This is a genomic window from Sutcliffiella horikoshii (assembly GCF_002157855.1).
GTDB lineage: Bacteria > Bacillota > Bacilli > Bacillales > Bacillaceae_I > Sutcliffiella_A > Sutcliffiella_A horikoshii_C.
Window position 1 is genome coordinate 2,498,059 of record NZ_CP020880.1, and the last position, 13,738, is coordinate 2,511,796.

General features: G+C 40.5%; 16 protein-coding genes. 1 reads left to right on the forward strand and 15 read right to left on the reverse strand.

Going from position 1 to position 13,738, the window contains the following annotated elements:
• Window positions 1-291: 291 nt before the first annotated feature.
• The 15 genes from ndk to B4U37_RS12915 all read right to left on the reverse strand — a co-directional run bounded on the left by ndk (window position 292) and on the right by B4U37_RS12915 (window position 13,083).
• Window positions 292-738, reverse strand: a complete 447-nt coding sequence (gene ndk / locus B4U37_RS12840) for a nucleoside-diphosphate kinase (RefSeq protein ID WP_088018549.1) — start codon at window positions 736-738, stop codon at window positions 292-294.
• A 136-nt stretch (window positions 739-874) separates the two neighbouring features.
• A complete protein-coding gene (gene hepT, locus B4U37_RS12845) occupies window positions 875-1,837 on the reverse strand; it encodes a heptaprenyl diphosphate synthase component II (RefSeq protein ID WP_088018550.1) in 963 nt (320 codons plus the stop codon).
• A gap of 18 nt (window positions 1,838-1,855) precedes the next feature.
• A complete protein-coding gene (locus tag B4U37_RS12850) occupies window positions 1,856-2,569 on the reverse strand; it encodes a demethylmenaquinone methyltransferase (protein ID WP_088018551.1) in 714 nt (237 codons plus the stop codon).
• A 3-nt stretch (window positions 2,570-2,572) separates the two neighbouring features.
• Entirely contained in the window at window positions 2,573-3,391 is an 819-nt protein-coding gene (locus tag B4U37_RS12855) for a heptaprenyl diphosphate synthase component 1 (protein ID WP_157663781.1), read from the reverse strand.
• Window positions 3,392-3,645: 254 nt separating this feature from the next.
• Complete coding sequence (mtrB, locus tag B4U37_RS12860; protein WP_010193648.1) at window positions 3,646-3,867, reverse strand: trp RNA-binding attenuation protein MtrB; 222 nt, start codon at window positions 3,865-3,867, stop codon at window positions 3,646-3,648.
• Between the two features lie 30 nt (window positions 3,868-3,897).
• The gene (gene folE / locus B4U37_RS12865; protein ID WP_088018553.1) at window positions 3,898-4,464 is read right to left on the reverse strand and encodes a GTP cyclohydrolase I FolE; all 567 of its coding nucleotides are present in this window, start codon (window positions 4,462-4,464) and stop codon (window positions 3,898-3,900) included.
• Between the two features lie 135 nt (window positions 4,465-4,599).
• On the reverse strand, window positions 4,600-4,872 hold the full coding sequence (hbs, locus tag B4U37_RS12870; RefSeq protein WP_010193643.1) for a non-specific DNA-binding protein Hbs: 273 nt from the start codon (window positions 4,870-4,872) through the stop codon (window positions 4,600-4,602).
• A 504-nt stretch (window positions 4,873-5,376) separates the two neighbouring features.
• Window positions 5,377-6,855 (reverse strand): stage IV sporulation protein A, encoded by a 1,479-nt coding sequence (spoIVA, locus tag B4U37_RS12875; RefSeq protein WP_010193642.1) that lies wholly within the window; start codon window positions 6,853-6,855, stop codon window positions 5,377-5,379.
• A 247-nt stretch (window positions 6,856-7,102) separates the two neighbouring features.
• On the reverse strand, window positions 7,103-7,834 hold the full coding sequence (locus B4U37_RS12880) for a hypothetical protein (protein ID WP_088018554.1): 732 nt from the start codon (window positions 7,832-7,834) through the stop codon (window positions 7,103-7,105).
• Between the two features lie 21 nt (window positions 7,835-7,855).
• On the reverse strand, window positions 7,856-8,062 hold the full coding sequence (locus B4U37_RS12885; RefSeq protein WP_010193639.1) for a DUF2768 domain-containing protein: 207 nt from the start codon (window positions 8,060-8,062) through the stop codon (window positions 7,856-7,858).
• A gap of 762 nt (window positions 8,063-8,824) precedes the next feature.
• Complete coding sequence (locus B4U37_RS12895) at window positions 8,825-9,811, reverse strand: NAD(P)H-dependent glycerol-3-phosphate dehydrogenase (protein ID WP_281252784.1); 987 nt, start codon at window positions 9,809-9,811, stop codon at window positions 8,825-8,827.
• 68 nt (window positions 9,812-9,879) lie between these two features.
• Window positions 9,880-11,190: a ribosome biogenesis GTPase Der gene (gene der, locus B4U37_RS12900; RefSeq protein ID WP_088018557.1), complete on the reverse strand. Its 1,311-nt coding sequence runs from the start codon at window positions 11,188-11,190 to the stop codon at window positions 9,880-9,882.
• A 216-nt stretch (window positions 11,191-11,406) separates the two neighbouring features.
• Entirely contained in the window at window positions 11,407-11,592 is a 186-nt protein-coding gene (locus B4U37_RS12905; protein ID WP_088018558.1) for a capping complex subunit for YIEGIA, read from the reverse strand.
• A gap of 1 nt (window position 11,593) precedes the next feature.
• The gene (locus tag B4U37_RS12910) at window positions 11,594-12,481 is read right to left on the reverse strand and encodes a YIEGIA family protein (protein WP_088018559.1); all 888 of its coding nucleotides are present in this window, start codon (window positions 12,479-12,481) and stop codon (window positions 11,594-11,596) included.
• The gene (locus B4U37_RS12915; RefSeq protein WP_088018560.1) at window positions 12,478-13,083 is read right to left on the reverse strand and encodes a YphA family membrane protein; all 606 of its coding nucleotides are present in this window, start codon (window positions 13,081-13,083) and stop codon (window positions 12,478-12,480) included. The genes B4U37_RS12910 and B4U37_RS12915 overlap by 4 nt, the downstream gene beginning before the upstream one ends.
• Window positions 13,084-13,206: 123 nt before the next feature.
• Here B4U37_RS12915 and B4U37_RS12920 point away from each other — a divergent pair, with 123 nt between their 5' ends.
• On the forward strand, window positions 13,207-13,338 hold the full coding sequence (locus B4U37_RS12920) for a YpzI family protein (protein WP_010194104.1): 132 nt from the start codon (window positions 13,207-13,209) through the stop codon (window positions 13,336-13,338).
• Window positions 13,339-13,738 lie beyond the last annotated feature (400 nt).

Genomic DNA, 13,738 nt, shown 5'->3' on the forward strand with positions numbered 1-13,738 from the left:
CTGATTTGAGATTGGAGAGGGGACGTAGCTTCAAAAAATTTTCCGAAGCACCTTCTACACTTAAATTAGTACCTTCTACCGTTTGGACTTCGATCTTCTACATTTCCCAGCATATCTTCTACATTTCCCAAACAACCATCTACCCCTTAGCTAAAATGTTCTACAAATTACCCCTCCCAACTAAAAAAACAGTCACCGCAATTCGTCCACACCATCAAAGAAACATAAAAAACACCCCTCTCAAACTGAGAAGGGCATTTAAGATAAAGCGTTTTCAATTCATCTTAAAAATTAGTAGATCCAGTTATTTACGTCTCTTTTGTACTCAACAAGACCTTCGCCATTGAAGAAAAGACCGATTTCGCGCTCAGCACTCTCGGAAGAATCAGAACCGTGAATGATATTCTTGCCTACGATTACGCCATACTCTCCGCGGATAGTTCCAGGAGCTGCATCTTTAGGGTTTGTAGCACCCATCATGTGACGCGCGGTAGCGATTACATTTTCACCTTGCCAAACCATTGCGAATACCGGACCAGAAGTGATGAATTCTACTAGCTCTCCAAAGAAAGGACGTTCTTTATGTTCACCGTAGTGCTCTTCTGCCAATTCAGTTGGAATTTGCATTAATTTTGCACCAACAAGTTGGAAACCTTTTTTTTCAAAACGAGAAACGATTTCACCGATAAGGTTACGTTGTACGCCATCAGGCTTTACCATTAAAAATGTTTTTTCCATAATAATTTCTCCACCCCATTACGATTATGTAAGGTTAGGTAAACCCTAACCTACCAAAATATATCACGGTTTTTATAGTTTCGCAACAGAAGATGGAGAATTATCGTAATATTTTACAAAGTTCACGAAATCGGGCTTAATATTTACGTTTTCCAATATACTTTGCCACATTGTTGAAGGTGCGTTTGGCAAGTCCGTTTGGGAGTTTCTCAAGCTCCTTGAAAGCCCTCTCCAAATACCGGTCACTAAGTGCAAAGGAACGGTCAATGGCATCCGATCTTTTGATCAACTCAATGATTTCCTTTATTTCCGCCGAATTACTGTGTTCGTGAATAGTACGAATTTTTTCGTTTAATGCAGGCGATTCCATGGCATATAGAACAGGCAACGTAATATTCCCCTGTAGAAGGTCACTTCCGGCAGGTTTCCCGAGTTGTTCTTCTGTGGATGTAAAATCTAATATATCATCTGTAATTTGGAAGGACATTCCAACATAGTAACCAAACCAATAAAGGCTCTGATGAACTGATGCTGGGACTCCGGATGTGATGGCACCTAGTTGACAGCTGACGGCAATAAGGATTGCGGTCTTCCTTTTGATTCTTCGCAAGTATGTCCGCAAGTTCTGATCATAGTTATATTTATCCCGGATCTGTTCAATCTCCCCTTTACAGAGTTCGACAAGCGTATTGGAAAGGATGCGGTGAGCCTCAATGTCCTCCACTTTTGTCATCATTTCAAGGGATCTTGCAAATATATAGTCGCCCGTGTACATCGCGATACGGTTATCCCACTTTGCTTTTATGGTGGACTTGCCTCGCCTTAACTCCGCGTCATCAATAACATCGTCGTGAACAAGGGATGCCATATGCATGAGTTCTAGGGCGACGGCTACATTTTTGACCTTATGGATGTCGTAAGCTCCTAATTTTGCGGCCAATAGGACAAAGACCGGTCGAATTCTCTTTCCCCCGGCCTGCAGCAAATGTAACGACGCCTCTTGTAACAAAGCTCGCTCTGTTTGGATGGTAGCTTCTAATTCATTTTCAATTATTTGTAAATCATTATTTAAAAAGGAATACATCATCTTTAATTTCATGTAGGTCACCTTTACAAACTATTTTCTAGGTTTAACTCCTAAATGCATGGCAGCGACTCCACCTGTATATGCCTTAACCTCAACTGGTTGGAAACCTACTTTTTCATACATTACTTTTAGCTCTTTCATTCCCGGAAAGTCCTTAGCCGATTCATGTAACCAGGCGTATTCATTATAGCTTTTAGCGAAAACCTTTCCAAGCATCGGCATTACGTATTGAAAATAAAGAAAATAGACTTGACGGAAGCCTGGCATAGTAGGTTGTGATGTTTCTAGACAAACAACCTTCCCTCCAGGTTTGACCACCCTGTACATCTCCTTCAGCACTTGAAAATAGTCAGGAACATTTCGCAAACCGAAACCTATCGTGACATAATCAAAAGAATTATCTTCAAACGGGAGTGCCATCGCATTTCCATGGATCAATTCAATATTGCTCTTTCCAAGGTTTTTCACTTTTTCTTTGCCAATAGAAAGCATGTTTTCACTAAAGTCCAGGCCAACCACTTTCCCACTTGCGCCGACTGCTTCTGCCATGGATATCGTCCAGTCCGCTGTTCCGCAGCATACGTCCAATGCTTTGGCGCCCTCTGCCACATTCATTCTTTTCATCGTATCCTTTCGCCACGCTACATGACGTTGGAAGCTGATGACGGAATTCATTTTGTCATAGTTTTTATATATTTTTTCAAAAACATTATGAACACGCTCTTCTTTAGATGGATGTTGCATGGCTTACCCTTCTTCCGCATACTTTTTCGATGAAAATGGGATTTCATAAAAAAGTTCTTGTATTCTTGTTTCTAATTGTTTGTTCATAGCTGGGATGGAATGCGTCAACTGTTCTATTTTTTGTTTAATATGATCAATATACCGATCAATAAGGTATAACATGTAGGTTTCCTGTTCTTTGGATGCGACATCCTTTTCCCCTTTTGTGAAGGCGATCCTTCGCAATGTTTCAAACAGGAACGTTGATCTTTCGTGACAGAAAAGTTTGCGTTCTTGAATTAAGCGCTTTAATAAAAGGAAGTTGCCGCTTAATTCTTTCAGAACCGAGTTGGAGAAAAAGCCAGAAACGGATTGAATAAGAGAAGACTCGATTTTTCCCAGGCTGTCCATTAATGGTTCAATTCCTTCAAGCTCTTTATGATAATAGGCGATTTTATGTTCATTTATTTGCTTTATGGAATGTGCGAGTGTTTTGATCATGGAAATATCATTAACATCTGCCAGGAGCCTGTAATATAGGCCACTATAAAAATCCCCTGCTAAAACAGTTAATTGACGGCTTTTTTCATCGCCGTCTTGTAGCTGACCTGCTTTTGCATTTGTCACCAAATCATGGGTATCAAGGGCTATCTGGACAAGCATGGTTGATAATATGTATTGTTCTTTTTTTTCATCAGATATATCAATGGATTCCAAGATAGAATAAAGCAGCAATAATTTATCCTCATCAATGGCAGGGTATTCAATATGTTTAATTAAATATGGATGTGTAATCAGATTATGTAGTTTCTCTTTTATTATGGATATATGTATATGACTCACTAAAGACCACCCTTGTTCCCTTTTCTTGACTGACGTCGTCCGTTTAACAAAAGATCTACAGACGATAGAGTCGAACTAAAATAGACAAAGTTAATTATAGCACATTAGTGAAGCATATTGTTAAAATGGGCTATCTTTCTTTAGTTTAACCCGCTATTGAATAGATAATAAGAAAAGCAGAGAAATATTTATTCTTCTGCTTTCTTACTCAGGACATATAATCGCTTTTATAGTATGAAAGTGAATCTTTTGCCTCAGTCTGTTTCCATTTCTCCATGAGAAGATTGGATGAGCGCTTTTCCTCTTATCTTGATTGCGGAGGTATGCTCTGTGAACTGGGCAATCATCACTTCTCCTCTGTCAAGCTTTTCGGAATGGTGGAAACGAGTGTCTGTTCCTCGTGTAAGTCCAATGACACTAACCCCGTCTTCCTTCGCTTTGATCACAATAAAGTCGTTCGTGTTAGATTGACTCATGACAATCCTCCTTCTAGTTTACAGTATGGGTTATCCTTTAATTAAAGATAAAACTTCCGCTCTTGCTGCAGGATCATTTTCCAGCACCCCACGGACAGCAGATGTGATTGTCATTGCTCCTGGTTTTTTAACACCACGCATCGTCATGCACATGTGCTCTGCTTCCACTACAACCATTACCCCATGTGGATCAAGGGATTCTACAATAGATTCTGCTATGGTAGAAGTAATTCTTTCTTGGAGTTGCGGTCTTTTTGCAACCGCCTCCACTGCACGGGCAAGTTTACTGAGGCCAGTCACTTTTCCGCCTTTAGGTATGTATGCCACATGGGCTTTTCCGAAGAAAGGAACTAAGTGATGTTCACACATGGAGAAGAACGAGATGTCTTTAACAAGTACCAATTCTTCATGCGCTTCCCCGAACACTGTCTTAAAATGCTCTTTAGGGTCTTCATTGAGACCTGCAAACACTTCCGTGTACATCTTTGCCACACGTTTTGGTGTATCTAGTAGCCCTTCGCGATTAGGATCTTCCCCAATTGCTTCTAAAATCATTCTTACTGCTTCTTCTATTTGAGCCTTATTAACTTCTGTCATTTATTTATCCTCCTACATTACCGCAAAATAGCTGTAATGTGATTCTAGCATAAGTTTTTTTAAAAAAGCAAAAATAAAGAGGCGCAAACTATGCGCCTCTTTAAGATGACATTCATTTGACTATGTAGCTGTCAATTATTTCACAGCATCCTTAAGTGCTTTACCAGGTTTGAAAGCTGGTACTTTGCTTGCAGCGATTTCAATCTCTTCCCCAGTTTGTGGGTTACGACCTTTACGCGCAGCACGCTCACGTACTTCAAAGTTACCAAAACCGATTAATTGTACTTTGTCACCGTTTTTAAGTGCGTCAAGAATTGTATCGAAAACAGCATCAACTGCTTTAGTAGCATCTTTCTTAGAAAGTTCACTAGCTTCAGCAACTGCATTGATTAAATCTGTCTTGTTCATGCCATTCACCTCCTCCCAAAGGAGTTATCGCTATTCTAAACCAAAATAGCATTTTAGTCTAGCAAAAGCCTTTCGTACTAACATTTGTTCACAATTTTGATTGATTCTATACATAGTAGAATCGCTTAATCTTGTAACTAGGCTTATATTAACCCATTAAACACTAGATTTCAACAAATTTCTCACAAAAAAGTGCTTTTAGAGGAATATTTCGCCAATTAAGAGAAGATTTTCTGTTTGTAGATTAACATAAGAATCCCTTTATATCAAGCATTTCTCTGTTTTAATACACAAAAAGAGCTTCCCATCTGTGTTATTTCCACAGTTGGGAAGCTCTTAAACATTTTCGACAGATTTTTATAAACTCCGATGTTGATTTCCTCAAACGGCTTCGCTTTCCTAGGGGCGCTGCTGGAGCCTCCTCAGCTGCGCCTGCGGGGTCTCCACCTAGCGCTATCTCCCTCAGGGGTCTTCGACTTTTGCTTCAATCAACAGCTAGAAGACTTATAGAATTATCGCGATTAGGCCGCCGGAGCCTTCGTTGATGATTCGCTCTAGTGTTTCTTTTAGTTTGTATCTAGCGTTTTCAGGCATTAACGATATTTTCGCATGAATTCCTTCTCTAACAATGGAGCTCAGGGAGCGTCCGAAGATATCGGAATTCCAGATAGATAGTGGATCATCCTCAAAGTCTTGCATCAGGTAGCGGACAAGTTCTTCGCTCTGCTTTTCAGTTCCGATAATCGGGGCAAATTCACTTTCCACATCCACTTTAATCATGTGAATAGATGGCGCCACCGCTTTTAATCTAACCCCAAAGCGAGATCCTTGGCGGATAATCTCTGGTTCTTCAAGACTCATATCTGTAAGAGCAGGAGAGGCAATACCGTAACCTGTCTGTTTCACCATTTTCAGTGCATCTGAAACTTGATCATACTCTGCTTTTGCATATGCAAAGTCTTGCATTAATTGCAGCAAGTGATCTTTCCCTCGAATCTCCACTCCCACTACTTCTTTAAGAATGTGATCGTATAGATCGTCTGGAGCATATAGGTCAATTTCCGCGATTCCCTGACCCATTTCTATTCCAGCAAGGCCGGCCCTGTCGATGAATTCATACTCACTGAATTGGCCCACCACACGGTCCACGTCACGAAGACGTTTAATATCCTTCACCGTGTCTTTTACAGCCTCTTGGTAGCTTTCACGTAACCAGTGGTTATCCTTAAGGACCATCACCCAGCTCGGAAGGTTTACATTCACTTCAAGTACCGGGAACTCAAATAGCGCTTCTCTTAACACATTGTAGACATCGGATTCCCTCATGCTTTCCACACTCATAGCAATGACCGGAATATCATATTTTTCACATAGCTCTCGCTTTAACGCCTCTGTTTCCGGATGATGTGGCTGTACGGTGTTGATTACCATGATGAATGGTTTACCAACTTCTTTTAATTCCTCTACAACCCTTTCCTCTGCTTCTATATAATCTCTGCGGGGAATTTCTCCTATGGAGCCGTCTGTTGCAATTACAACGCCAATGGTGGAATGCTCTTGAATTACTTTTCTAGTACCAATCTCCGCTGCCTCGTGGAACGGGATCGGCTCTTCATACCAAGGGGTATTGATCATTCTTGGACCATTTTCATCTTCATACCCTTTTGCACCAGGCACAGTATAGCCCACACAGTCTACAAGACGGATATTTACATCAAGGCCCTCATCTACTTTAACCTTTACTGCCTGGTTAGGAACAAATTTAGGCTCTGTTGTCATAATCGTTTTACCGGCTGCACTTTGAGGCAGCTCATCTTGAGCACGAGCTTTATCTGACTCGTTTCCTATATTCGGCAGAACCACTAACTCCATGAACCTTTTGATGAATGTTGATTTCCCTGTACGAACAGCTCCTACGACCCCTAAATATATATCGCCGCCCGTACGTTCAGCGATATCTTTGAAAATATCTACTTTTTCCAAGTGATTCCCTCCCGACATTTATCTTGGGATTTTCATTTTCTAGTAAGGATATAATCTATGACACTATATGTGTATGATGTTGTCCTAATTAAATATGACTACTTTAATAGAAAATTCATCCCGTTTCCCTCTTTATTTTTATATATGGTTAATATCATGAATTAGGGGGGCATTATGTTTCATGTAAATAAAACAAAAAACCCTTCTTTAGAATGTATTCTCTAAAAAAGGGTTCATGACAACTATTCTATTCTTTATTTAAAAACACTGGTTCATTGTTCTCATCTACCGTGTAGGCAAGCGAGAAAGCAGGTACAAACACGGAATGTTCCACGATAATGTCACGGATGTCATCCCCTGGTTTGTAATTATGTTCATGTTCTTGCAGAAAATCGTACAAGTCAATAGAATAATCTAACTGAGCTTGTCCTTCGCTATTTAAGACAAACGGCAAGTTTTTACCTGAGATTGGACTCTCTGCAAAAGGCTCCGATTCATAGCCGAGTTTTTCCCAATCCAATTTGAATGCCTGATCATTAATTACTTCTTTGATCGGAGCATATCCGTTATTTGAACGCTTGTACATATCAATTCTAATGTTTATGTCGCGAATCTGCTCGGCCACACGAAGATCAATCAGCTTCACTTTAGGATCTTCTTCCACATCCACAAGCACATAAAGATAGACTCCACCACTCTCAAAGGCCGTTCCAGGAGGTTCTTGTATGTACCGTGGAGAAAGTTTATTAAAATCAATTGGATACTTTTGATAGATTGGTGTCTCCATGTCCCTGTCTTTTATTGGTAACAAGCCACCGGATGCCTCGCGGTATTGGTCGACTGAGGACTGAACCGCTTCAAGTTGGTCTAAATAAGGGACTTGGTTTTCCTTTAGACGATCTTGGGGATATAAACAACCTGAAAGGACGCTGCTTACCACCATAAGTCCTACTACTAGAAAGAACCTATTTAATTTCATAAATTATTCCTTCCTTCATCATTATTGCTCCGGTACAGGACCACTGAATACAACATAAAAAATAATTAAACCGGCAAATAGAATCAATAAAAAAGCAACCGTATTCAAAATGCCTCTGATAATAGTGTTTTTCACCTTGAATCTAGTAAAATAAACCGTTAAAACGGATATAATCATGAACCCCATCGCTACAAACGAAATCCACATCTTCATTAATGCAGGTGACATCCTCATCTCTCCTTTTCCGTGAAACATTATAGCATAAGATATACATGAAGTGAAACAACAAAAAAAGCTGAAGTAAAAGGGGCCCTTTTTACTTCAGCAGTAATAGAAAGACTAAATAATCCAATCCCACAGCTCAACCAGTGATATCCTCATACACATCTTATGCGGCACTTTACATACATGCATCGCCAAATGCCTATTTATCGTAAAAAAGCTTGTAAAAATTATGGATTTCTTTCCTGAGCACCCTCCTATGGTTTCTTCCTTATAAGTTATGCACTATTAAAGGATGGGTGTTTGTTTATTTTAGTTAACGATTTTCAAAAATATAATACATTAGTTTGTGGTAAATTACCGCTGTTCCTTTCCGCAAAAGGCTTCGCTTTCCGCGGGACGGTGCTTGAGCCTCCTCGCTGCGCTTCAGGGGTCTCAAGCTACCGTTACTCCCCCGCTGGAGTCTCCGCCTTTTGCTCCAATCCACAGCTAGAAATTACGTTAAGATATGTTAATGCTTATTCTGAAAACTCGATGAGATAGTTTTTTAAAACTAAGTTGAAAGAGGTCACCTTGTTGATTGAAGTGGAAGGCGCGCAGACGCCGCGGGAGGAAGGGACAGGGAAGACCTCACAGGGCGAATCCCCGAGGAGGCTTCCGGACCGCCCGCAGGCAAGCGAAGCGCCTGGAACGGAAATCAACCGAATTATAGACTTTCTTCTCTTAAACAAACAGAAACCCCTCCGTAATACGAAGGGGTTTCTCAGTTTACTGGACTCTGTCACCTAAGAGTTGTGCAAGGTCGTCCAATTCTGTTGTTTTAGAGCGGCTCATCAGTTCATCAACCGCATCCTTTGGATCCACTCCGTCAAATAATACATGATAAAGTGCAGATGTTAGCGGCATTTTCACTTGGAGCTTTTGGGATAGCTGATATGCGGCCTTGGTGGTACGTACACCTTCCACAACCATTCCCATGCTTTCTAATACCTCTTCAAGCTTCATGCCTTTCCCTAACATGTTTCCAGCTCTCCAGTTTCTACTGTGAACACTTGTACATGTTACGATAAGGTCACCCATCCCTGTCAAGCCAAGGAACGTAAGCGGATTGGCCCCAAGGCAACTTCCGAGGCGAGCAATTTCAGCAAGCCCCCTTGTGATCAAAGCAGCTTTCGCATTATCGCCATATCCCAGGCCATCCGTAATACCAGCAGCCAACGCAATGATATTTTTAAGAGATCCACCGATTTCTACTCCTACTACATCACTATTCGTATAGACACGGAAATGCTGGTTGATGAATAGGTCTTGTACCTTTTCAGCAGCTGCAATATTCAAAGAAGCTGCCGTAACCGTTGTAGGTTGCCTCATGCTTACTTCTTCTGCATGGCTGGGACCTGAAAGAACTACAACCGCTTCACGGATAGATTCCGGAAGTTCATCTTCTATCACTTCCGACACCCTTAAATGTGTATCAGGTTCGATTCCCTTACTTACATGAACAAATAAAGCCGGCGCCTTCAAATAACCTTTTAATTGTTGGCACACTTCCCTCATCGCTTTTGTAGGTACTGCAAGAACGATGGCTTCTACAGAATCTACCGCCTCTTCCATGGACGTAAATCCTACAATCTTTTCGGATAGCTTAATATTCTTTAAGTATTTTTCATTCGTATGGCTTTGATTGATTTCATCGATTTGAGCTTGTTTATGCCCCCATAGACGTACTTCGTGATTATTGTCGGCAAGTACCATTGCAAGGGCCGTGCCCCAGCTTCCTGCTCCTAATACAGCAACCTTTTTCACTGACTCACTCCTCCCTTTTACTTTCGTGGACGTGCGATTAGCTTAATAGGTGTTCCTTCAAAACCAAATGCATCTCTAATACGATTTTCCAAGAAACGTTTGTATGAGAAGTGCAGAAGCTCTGGATCATTGACGAAAATAACAAAGGTAGGCGGCTTTACTGCAACCTGTGTCGCATAATAGATTTTCAATCGCTGGCCTTTATCAGTTGGCGTCGGGTTCATCGCAACTGCATCCATGATCACATCATTCAACACGGTTGTTATCACACGCATGGAGTGATTTTCACTTGCGATTTCGATTTTAGGAATAAGTGTATGAACTCGCTTTTTTGTTTTAGCAGATAAGAACACAATCGGTGCATAATCCAAGAACAAGAAGTGATCTCTAATTTTTTGCTCGAATTCCTTCATGGTCTTCTCATCTTTTTCCACGGCATCCCACTTGTTTACTACAATAACAATGGCTCTGCCCGCTTCATGTGCATATCCTGCAATTTTTTTATCCTGTTCAATGATTCCTTCTTCTCCATTGATCACAACTAAAACAACGTCTGAGCGTTCAATCGCACGCAAAGCACGTAAAACACTGTACTTTTCAGTCGTCTCGTATACTTTGCCTTTTTTCCGCATACCGGCTGTATCAATAATAACGTAATCTTTCCCGTCATATGAGTAAGGCGTGTCAATTGCATCTCTTGTTGTACCTGCTACGTCACTAACAATAACACGTTCTTCACCAAGCAACGCGTTCACAAGAGAAGACTTGCCGACGTTTGGACGGCCAATTAATGAAAATTTAATGATATCCTCATCATAATCTTCTTCTTCATCTTTCGGGAAGTTCTCGATGACAAAATCAAGCAAGTCTCCAAGTCCTAATCCATGTGATCCTGAGATTGGGATCGGCTCACCAAAACCTAGTGCGTAGAAGTCATATAAGGTATCTCTCATGTCAGGATTGTCCACTTTATTAACGGCAACCACGACAGGCTTTTTAGAACGATAAAGAATTTTTGCAACCTCTTCATCAGCTGAAGTTAACCCTTCACGGCCGTTTGTCATGAAAATGATTACATCCGCTTCATCAATGGCAATTTCAGCTTGTTCACGAATTTGCGTCATGAACGGTGCATCACTAATTTCTATTCCACCTGTATCAATAATATTAAAATATTGGTTTAACCATTCTCCAGAACTGTATATTCTATCTCTAGTAACTCCTGGTACATCTTCTACGATGGAAATCCTTTCTCCAACGATTCTGTTAAATATTGTGGATTTTCCCACGTTTGGTCTTCCAACGATCGCTACGGTTGGTTTTGGCATGGTGACCACCCTCCCATTTTTCTATAAAATTTATGTAATATTTCTTTCATGCTAATCATTCGATTTTATTAGTCTTTACAAAAGAATGTTTTAGGATACTTTGTTGTATCTTCTAATAAAAGAAACCCTCCTGCAAAGGAAGGTCTAACTTGAATAGTTTAACATTATTCCCCGCAATAAGGAAGTCTGACTTTTTGCAAAGCCATTATGTTGGCCTTAATGTTTGACAATAATATATAAATCTTCACCCAACCCGTGTGCAATTCCGTCTAGTATCGCTTCAAGGTTTGCTGCAATAAATTCCATTTCTTCTTTCGTTTCACAGGTAAAAATAGGTGCTCCTCCAGCTATTTTGCTTGTATTGGTCGTAATTACAGCAAGTATATATTTCTCAAATTCCATCCTACTTGTTCACCTTTTCCTTTAAGTTTTTCGTAGGCATTCTTATAGCATTTTCCAAAGTTGGTACCCGTTCTAGAATGGCAATCCCTATTTCTAAGTCCTGTTCTTGTGGTAAAAGGAACACTCCTACACGACCATCATCTAAATCCCTTTTAGCCAACGGGACAAGTGCTGGCGTACCGGAATCACGGTACACTCCAAGTGCTGTCGACATATCATGGAGAATCGCCTGTCTCTGTCCAAGGTTTGCTATCGTCGTTCTGGCATTGAAATTTTTCGGTTTTAAAATAAAGCCCATCCCATATTGCAATACTTCTTTTTGACGATCAGGTAATCCAATATTCATAATATAGATGTTATCAACATACAAGCCTGCACCATCAAAGTGAGGCTTCACATACTCAATATCTACAATGTCCTTCAACTGCCCACCAGTCATTAATTTATGGGATATAAGAGCCGCAGAAATACCAACAAATAATCCTACCCAAATGTTAGCTGCCAAATAAGCAAGCGTGGCCAAAAAAGCAGTAATCATTACTAAATAGTTTCTTCCTTCAAAAGCAATGGCGATTCCCTCTATATATGTACTTCCTCTTGGTACCAATTCAAATGCATCCAATTCCGTAAGAGTGTTTCTCTCCATATTTCTTACATCACGAAATTGGGAAGCAGCCAGAGCTAAAAATGTAATAGCCGCAAACTCCTCTTCCATAATGGCTGGCACCGCTATGGTACCTAGACCTGAAGCAATGAAAGCGAGCGATAAGTGTATGATTTTACCATGCAGATAGGTAGGATATTGCCGATAGTCGGTAACTAGCATATATAGCCTTGTCGCTAAACCTATTACCACCCCAAAAATAATGGGCAATGTGTATTCGTTCATCCTTGTCTCTCCCTTACGCGCTTTTGAATTAAAGAATCTAGGTGTATGGTCAATGTTTCAAACATCATCCATGTTGCCATTCCCGCTGAAGACAAAGCAAGAACTGCCAAAAACTCAAAGGACCCAATATCCGAATAGGAAAAGATGCGGTCCGTTACAATACTGCGCAATACCTCACCCAGTAATACCCCCGTAAGCATAAACACGAACCTTTCCCTCTTTGTTTTAAAAAGGAGCAATGATAAATATAAGATAATGACGGAAAGCAACCAGGTTCTATCTAGAAAAATCCAAACCGGATCATATATTTCAAATATGATAAAACATACATACGCCAACGCGACGGTACAGATGGAGAAATAATGTAAAATATATTTTTGCCTTAATGAATTTACTAGCATTATAAGAGCAGTAACAGCCAACACAAGAAACGAGGCGGTTATGGTGAAACCGAACATTTGTACAGTGGTAGTTGAGCATGCTATTACTACTAGCAAGAGAATAGACATATTTGTTCTGATTGCAGATTTAGGGAAGAAAAACGTAACGATGATCCAACCCATCCAACTTAAAAAATAAAAATATTGCCCTGTTGTTTCCATTTTTCTCCCTCCTCTCACCAAATCATTATGCCTAAAAAGAGAGAATACTAATCATTCATCACAGTATGTTTTTACCGATTAAGCAAATAATATGAAACAGATTCTGAGAAAAGAGGTGATCACATGGGAAAAGATAGACAAGAAAGAAAACTGAAAGCCCAAAAGAGAACGGAATCAGACCGAGATCAATCTCTAAAGTATCCGGGAGCAACAAGTATGGAAGGCCCTGAAGGAGCAAGAGAGCGAAATAAATAACAAAAAACGCTAACGCGACCTAAACTCACGTCCCAAAATCTTTTGGGGCGTTTCTTGCTTTTCAAATAGTTTTGAAATGTTGGCCTTGGCCAGGTCTATCCTTTGGGTTCATCTTTAACTAATCAACATTGGCTCCATATAGGCGATGAGAACATCTCTTCTCCTAATTTCTCGTCACCGAGGTCTTCATAACGTCGATGAAGACACCTCTTCCCCTTATTTCTCGTCACCGAGGTCTTCATTACGTCGATGAAGACATCTCTCCCCCTTATTTCTCGTCACCGAGGTCTTCATTACGTCGATGAAGACACCTCTCCCCTTATTTCTTGTCACCGAGGTCTTCATAACGTCGATGAACTTTCCCTCAATAAAAAACGCCTTCTTTCCATTAATTCAGAAA

Coding starts and splice junctions, on each gene's coding strand:
- ndk (WP_088018549.1), bottom strand. CDS start 738: ATGGAAAAAACATTTTTAATGGTAAAGCCTGATGGCGTACAACGTAAC.
- B4U37_RS12910 (WP_088018559.1), bottom strand. CDS start 12,481: ATGAACGAATACACATTGCCCATTATTTTTGGGGTGGTAATAGGTTTA.
- B4U37_RS12915 (WP_088018560.1), bottom strand. CDS start 13,083: ATGGAAACAACAGGGCAATATTTTTATTTTTTAAGTTGGATGGGTTGG.
- B4U37_RS12885 (WP_010193639.1), bottom strand. CDS start 8,062: ATGTCACCTGCATTAATGAAGATGTGGATTTCGTTTGTAGCGATGGGG.
- mtrB (WP_010193648.1), bottom strand. CDS start 3,867: ATGAGTCAATCTAACACGAACGACTTTATTGTGATCAAAGCGAAGGAA.
- B4U37_RS12905 (WP_088018558.1), bottom strand. CDS start 11,592: ATGGAATTTGAGAAATATATACTTGCTGTAATTACGACCAATACAAGC.
- der (WP_088018557.1), bottom strand. CDS start 11,190: ATGCCAAAACCAACCGTAGCGATCGTTGGAAGACCAAACGTGGGAAAA.
- B4U37_RS12895 (WP_281252784.1), bottom strand. CDS start 9,811: ATGGTACTTGCCGACAATAATCACGAAGTACGTCTATGGGGGCATAAA.
- B4U37_RS12880 (WP_088018554.1), bottom strand. CDS start 7,834: ATGAAATTAAATAGGTTCTTTCTAGTAGTAGGACTTATGGTGGTAAGC.
- B4U37_RS12920 (WP_010194104.1), top strand. CDS start 13,207: ATGGGAAAAGATAGACAAGAAAGAAAACTGAAAGCCCAAAAGAGAACG.
- B4U37_RS12850 (WP_088018551.1), bottom strand. CDS start 2,569: ATGCAACATCCATCTAAAGAAGAGCGTGTTCATAATGTTTTTGAAAAA.
- hepT (WP_088018550.1), bottom strand. CDS start 1,837: ATGAAATTAAAGATGATGTATTCCTTTTTAAATAATGATTTACAAATA.
- hbs (WP_010193643.1), bottom strand. CDS start 4,872: ATGAACAAGACAGATTTAATCAATGCAGTTGCTGAAGCTAGTGAACTT.
- folE (WP_088018553.1), bottom strand. CDS start 4,464: ATGACAGAAGTTAATAAGGCTCAAATAGAAGAAGCAGTAAGAATGATT.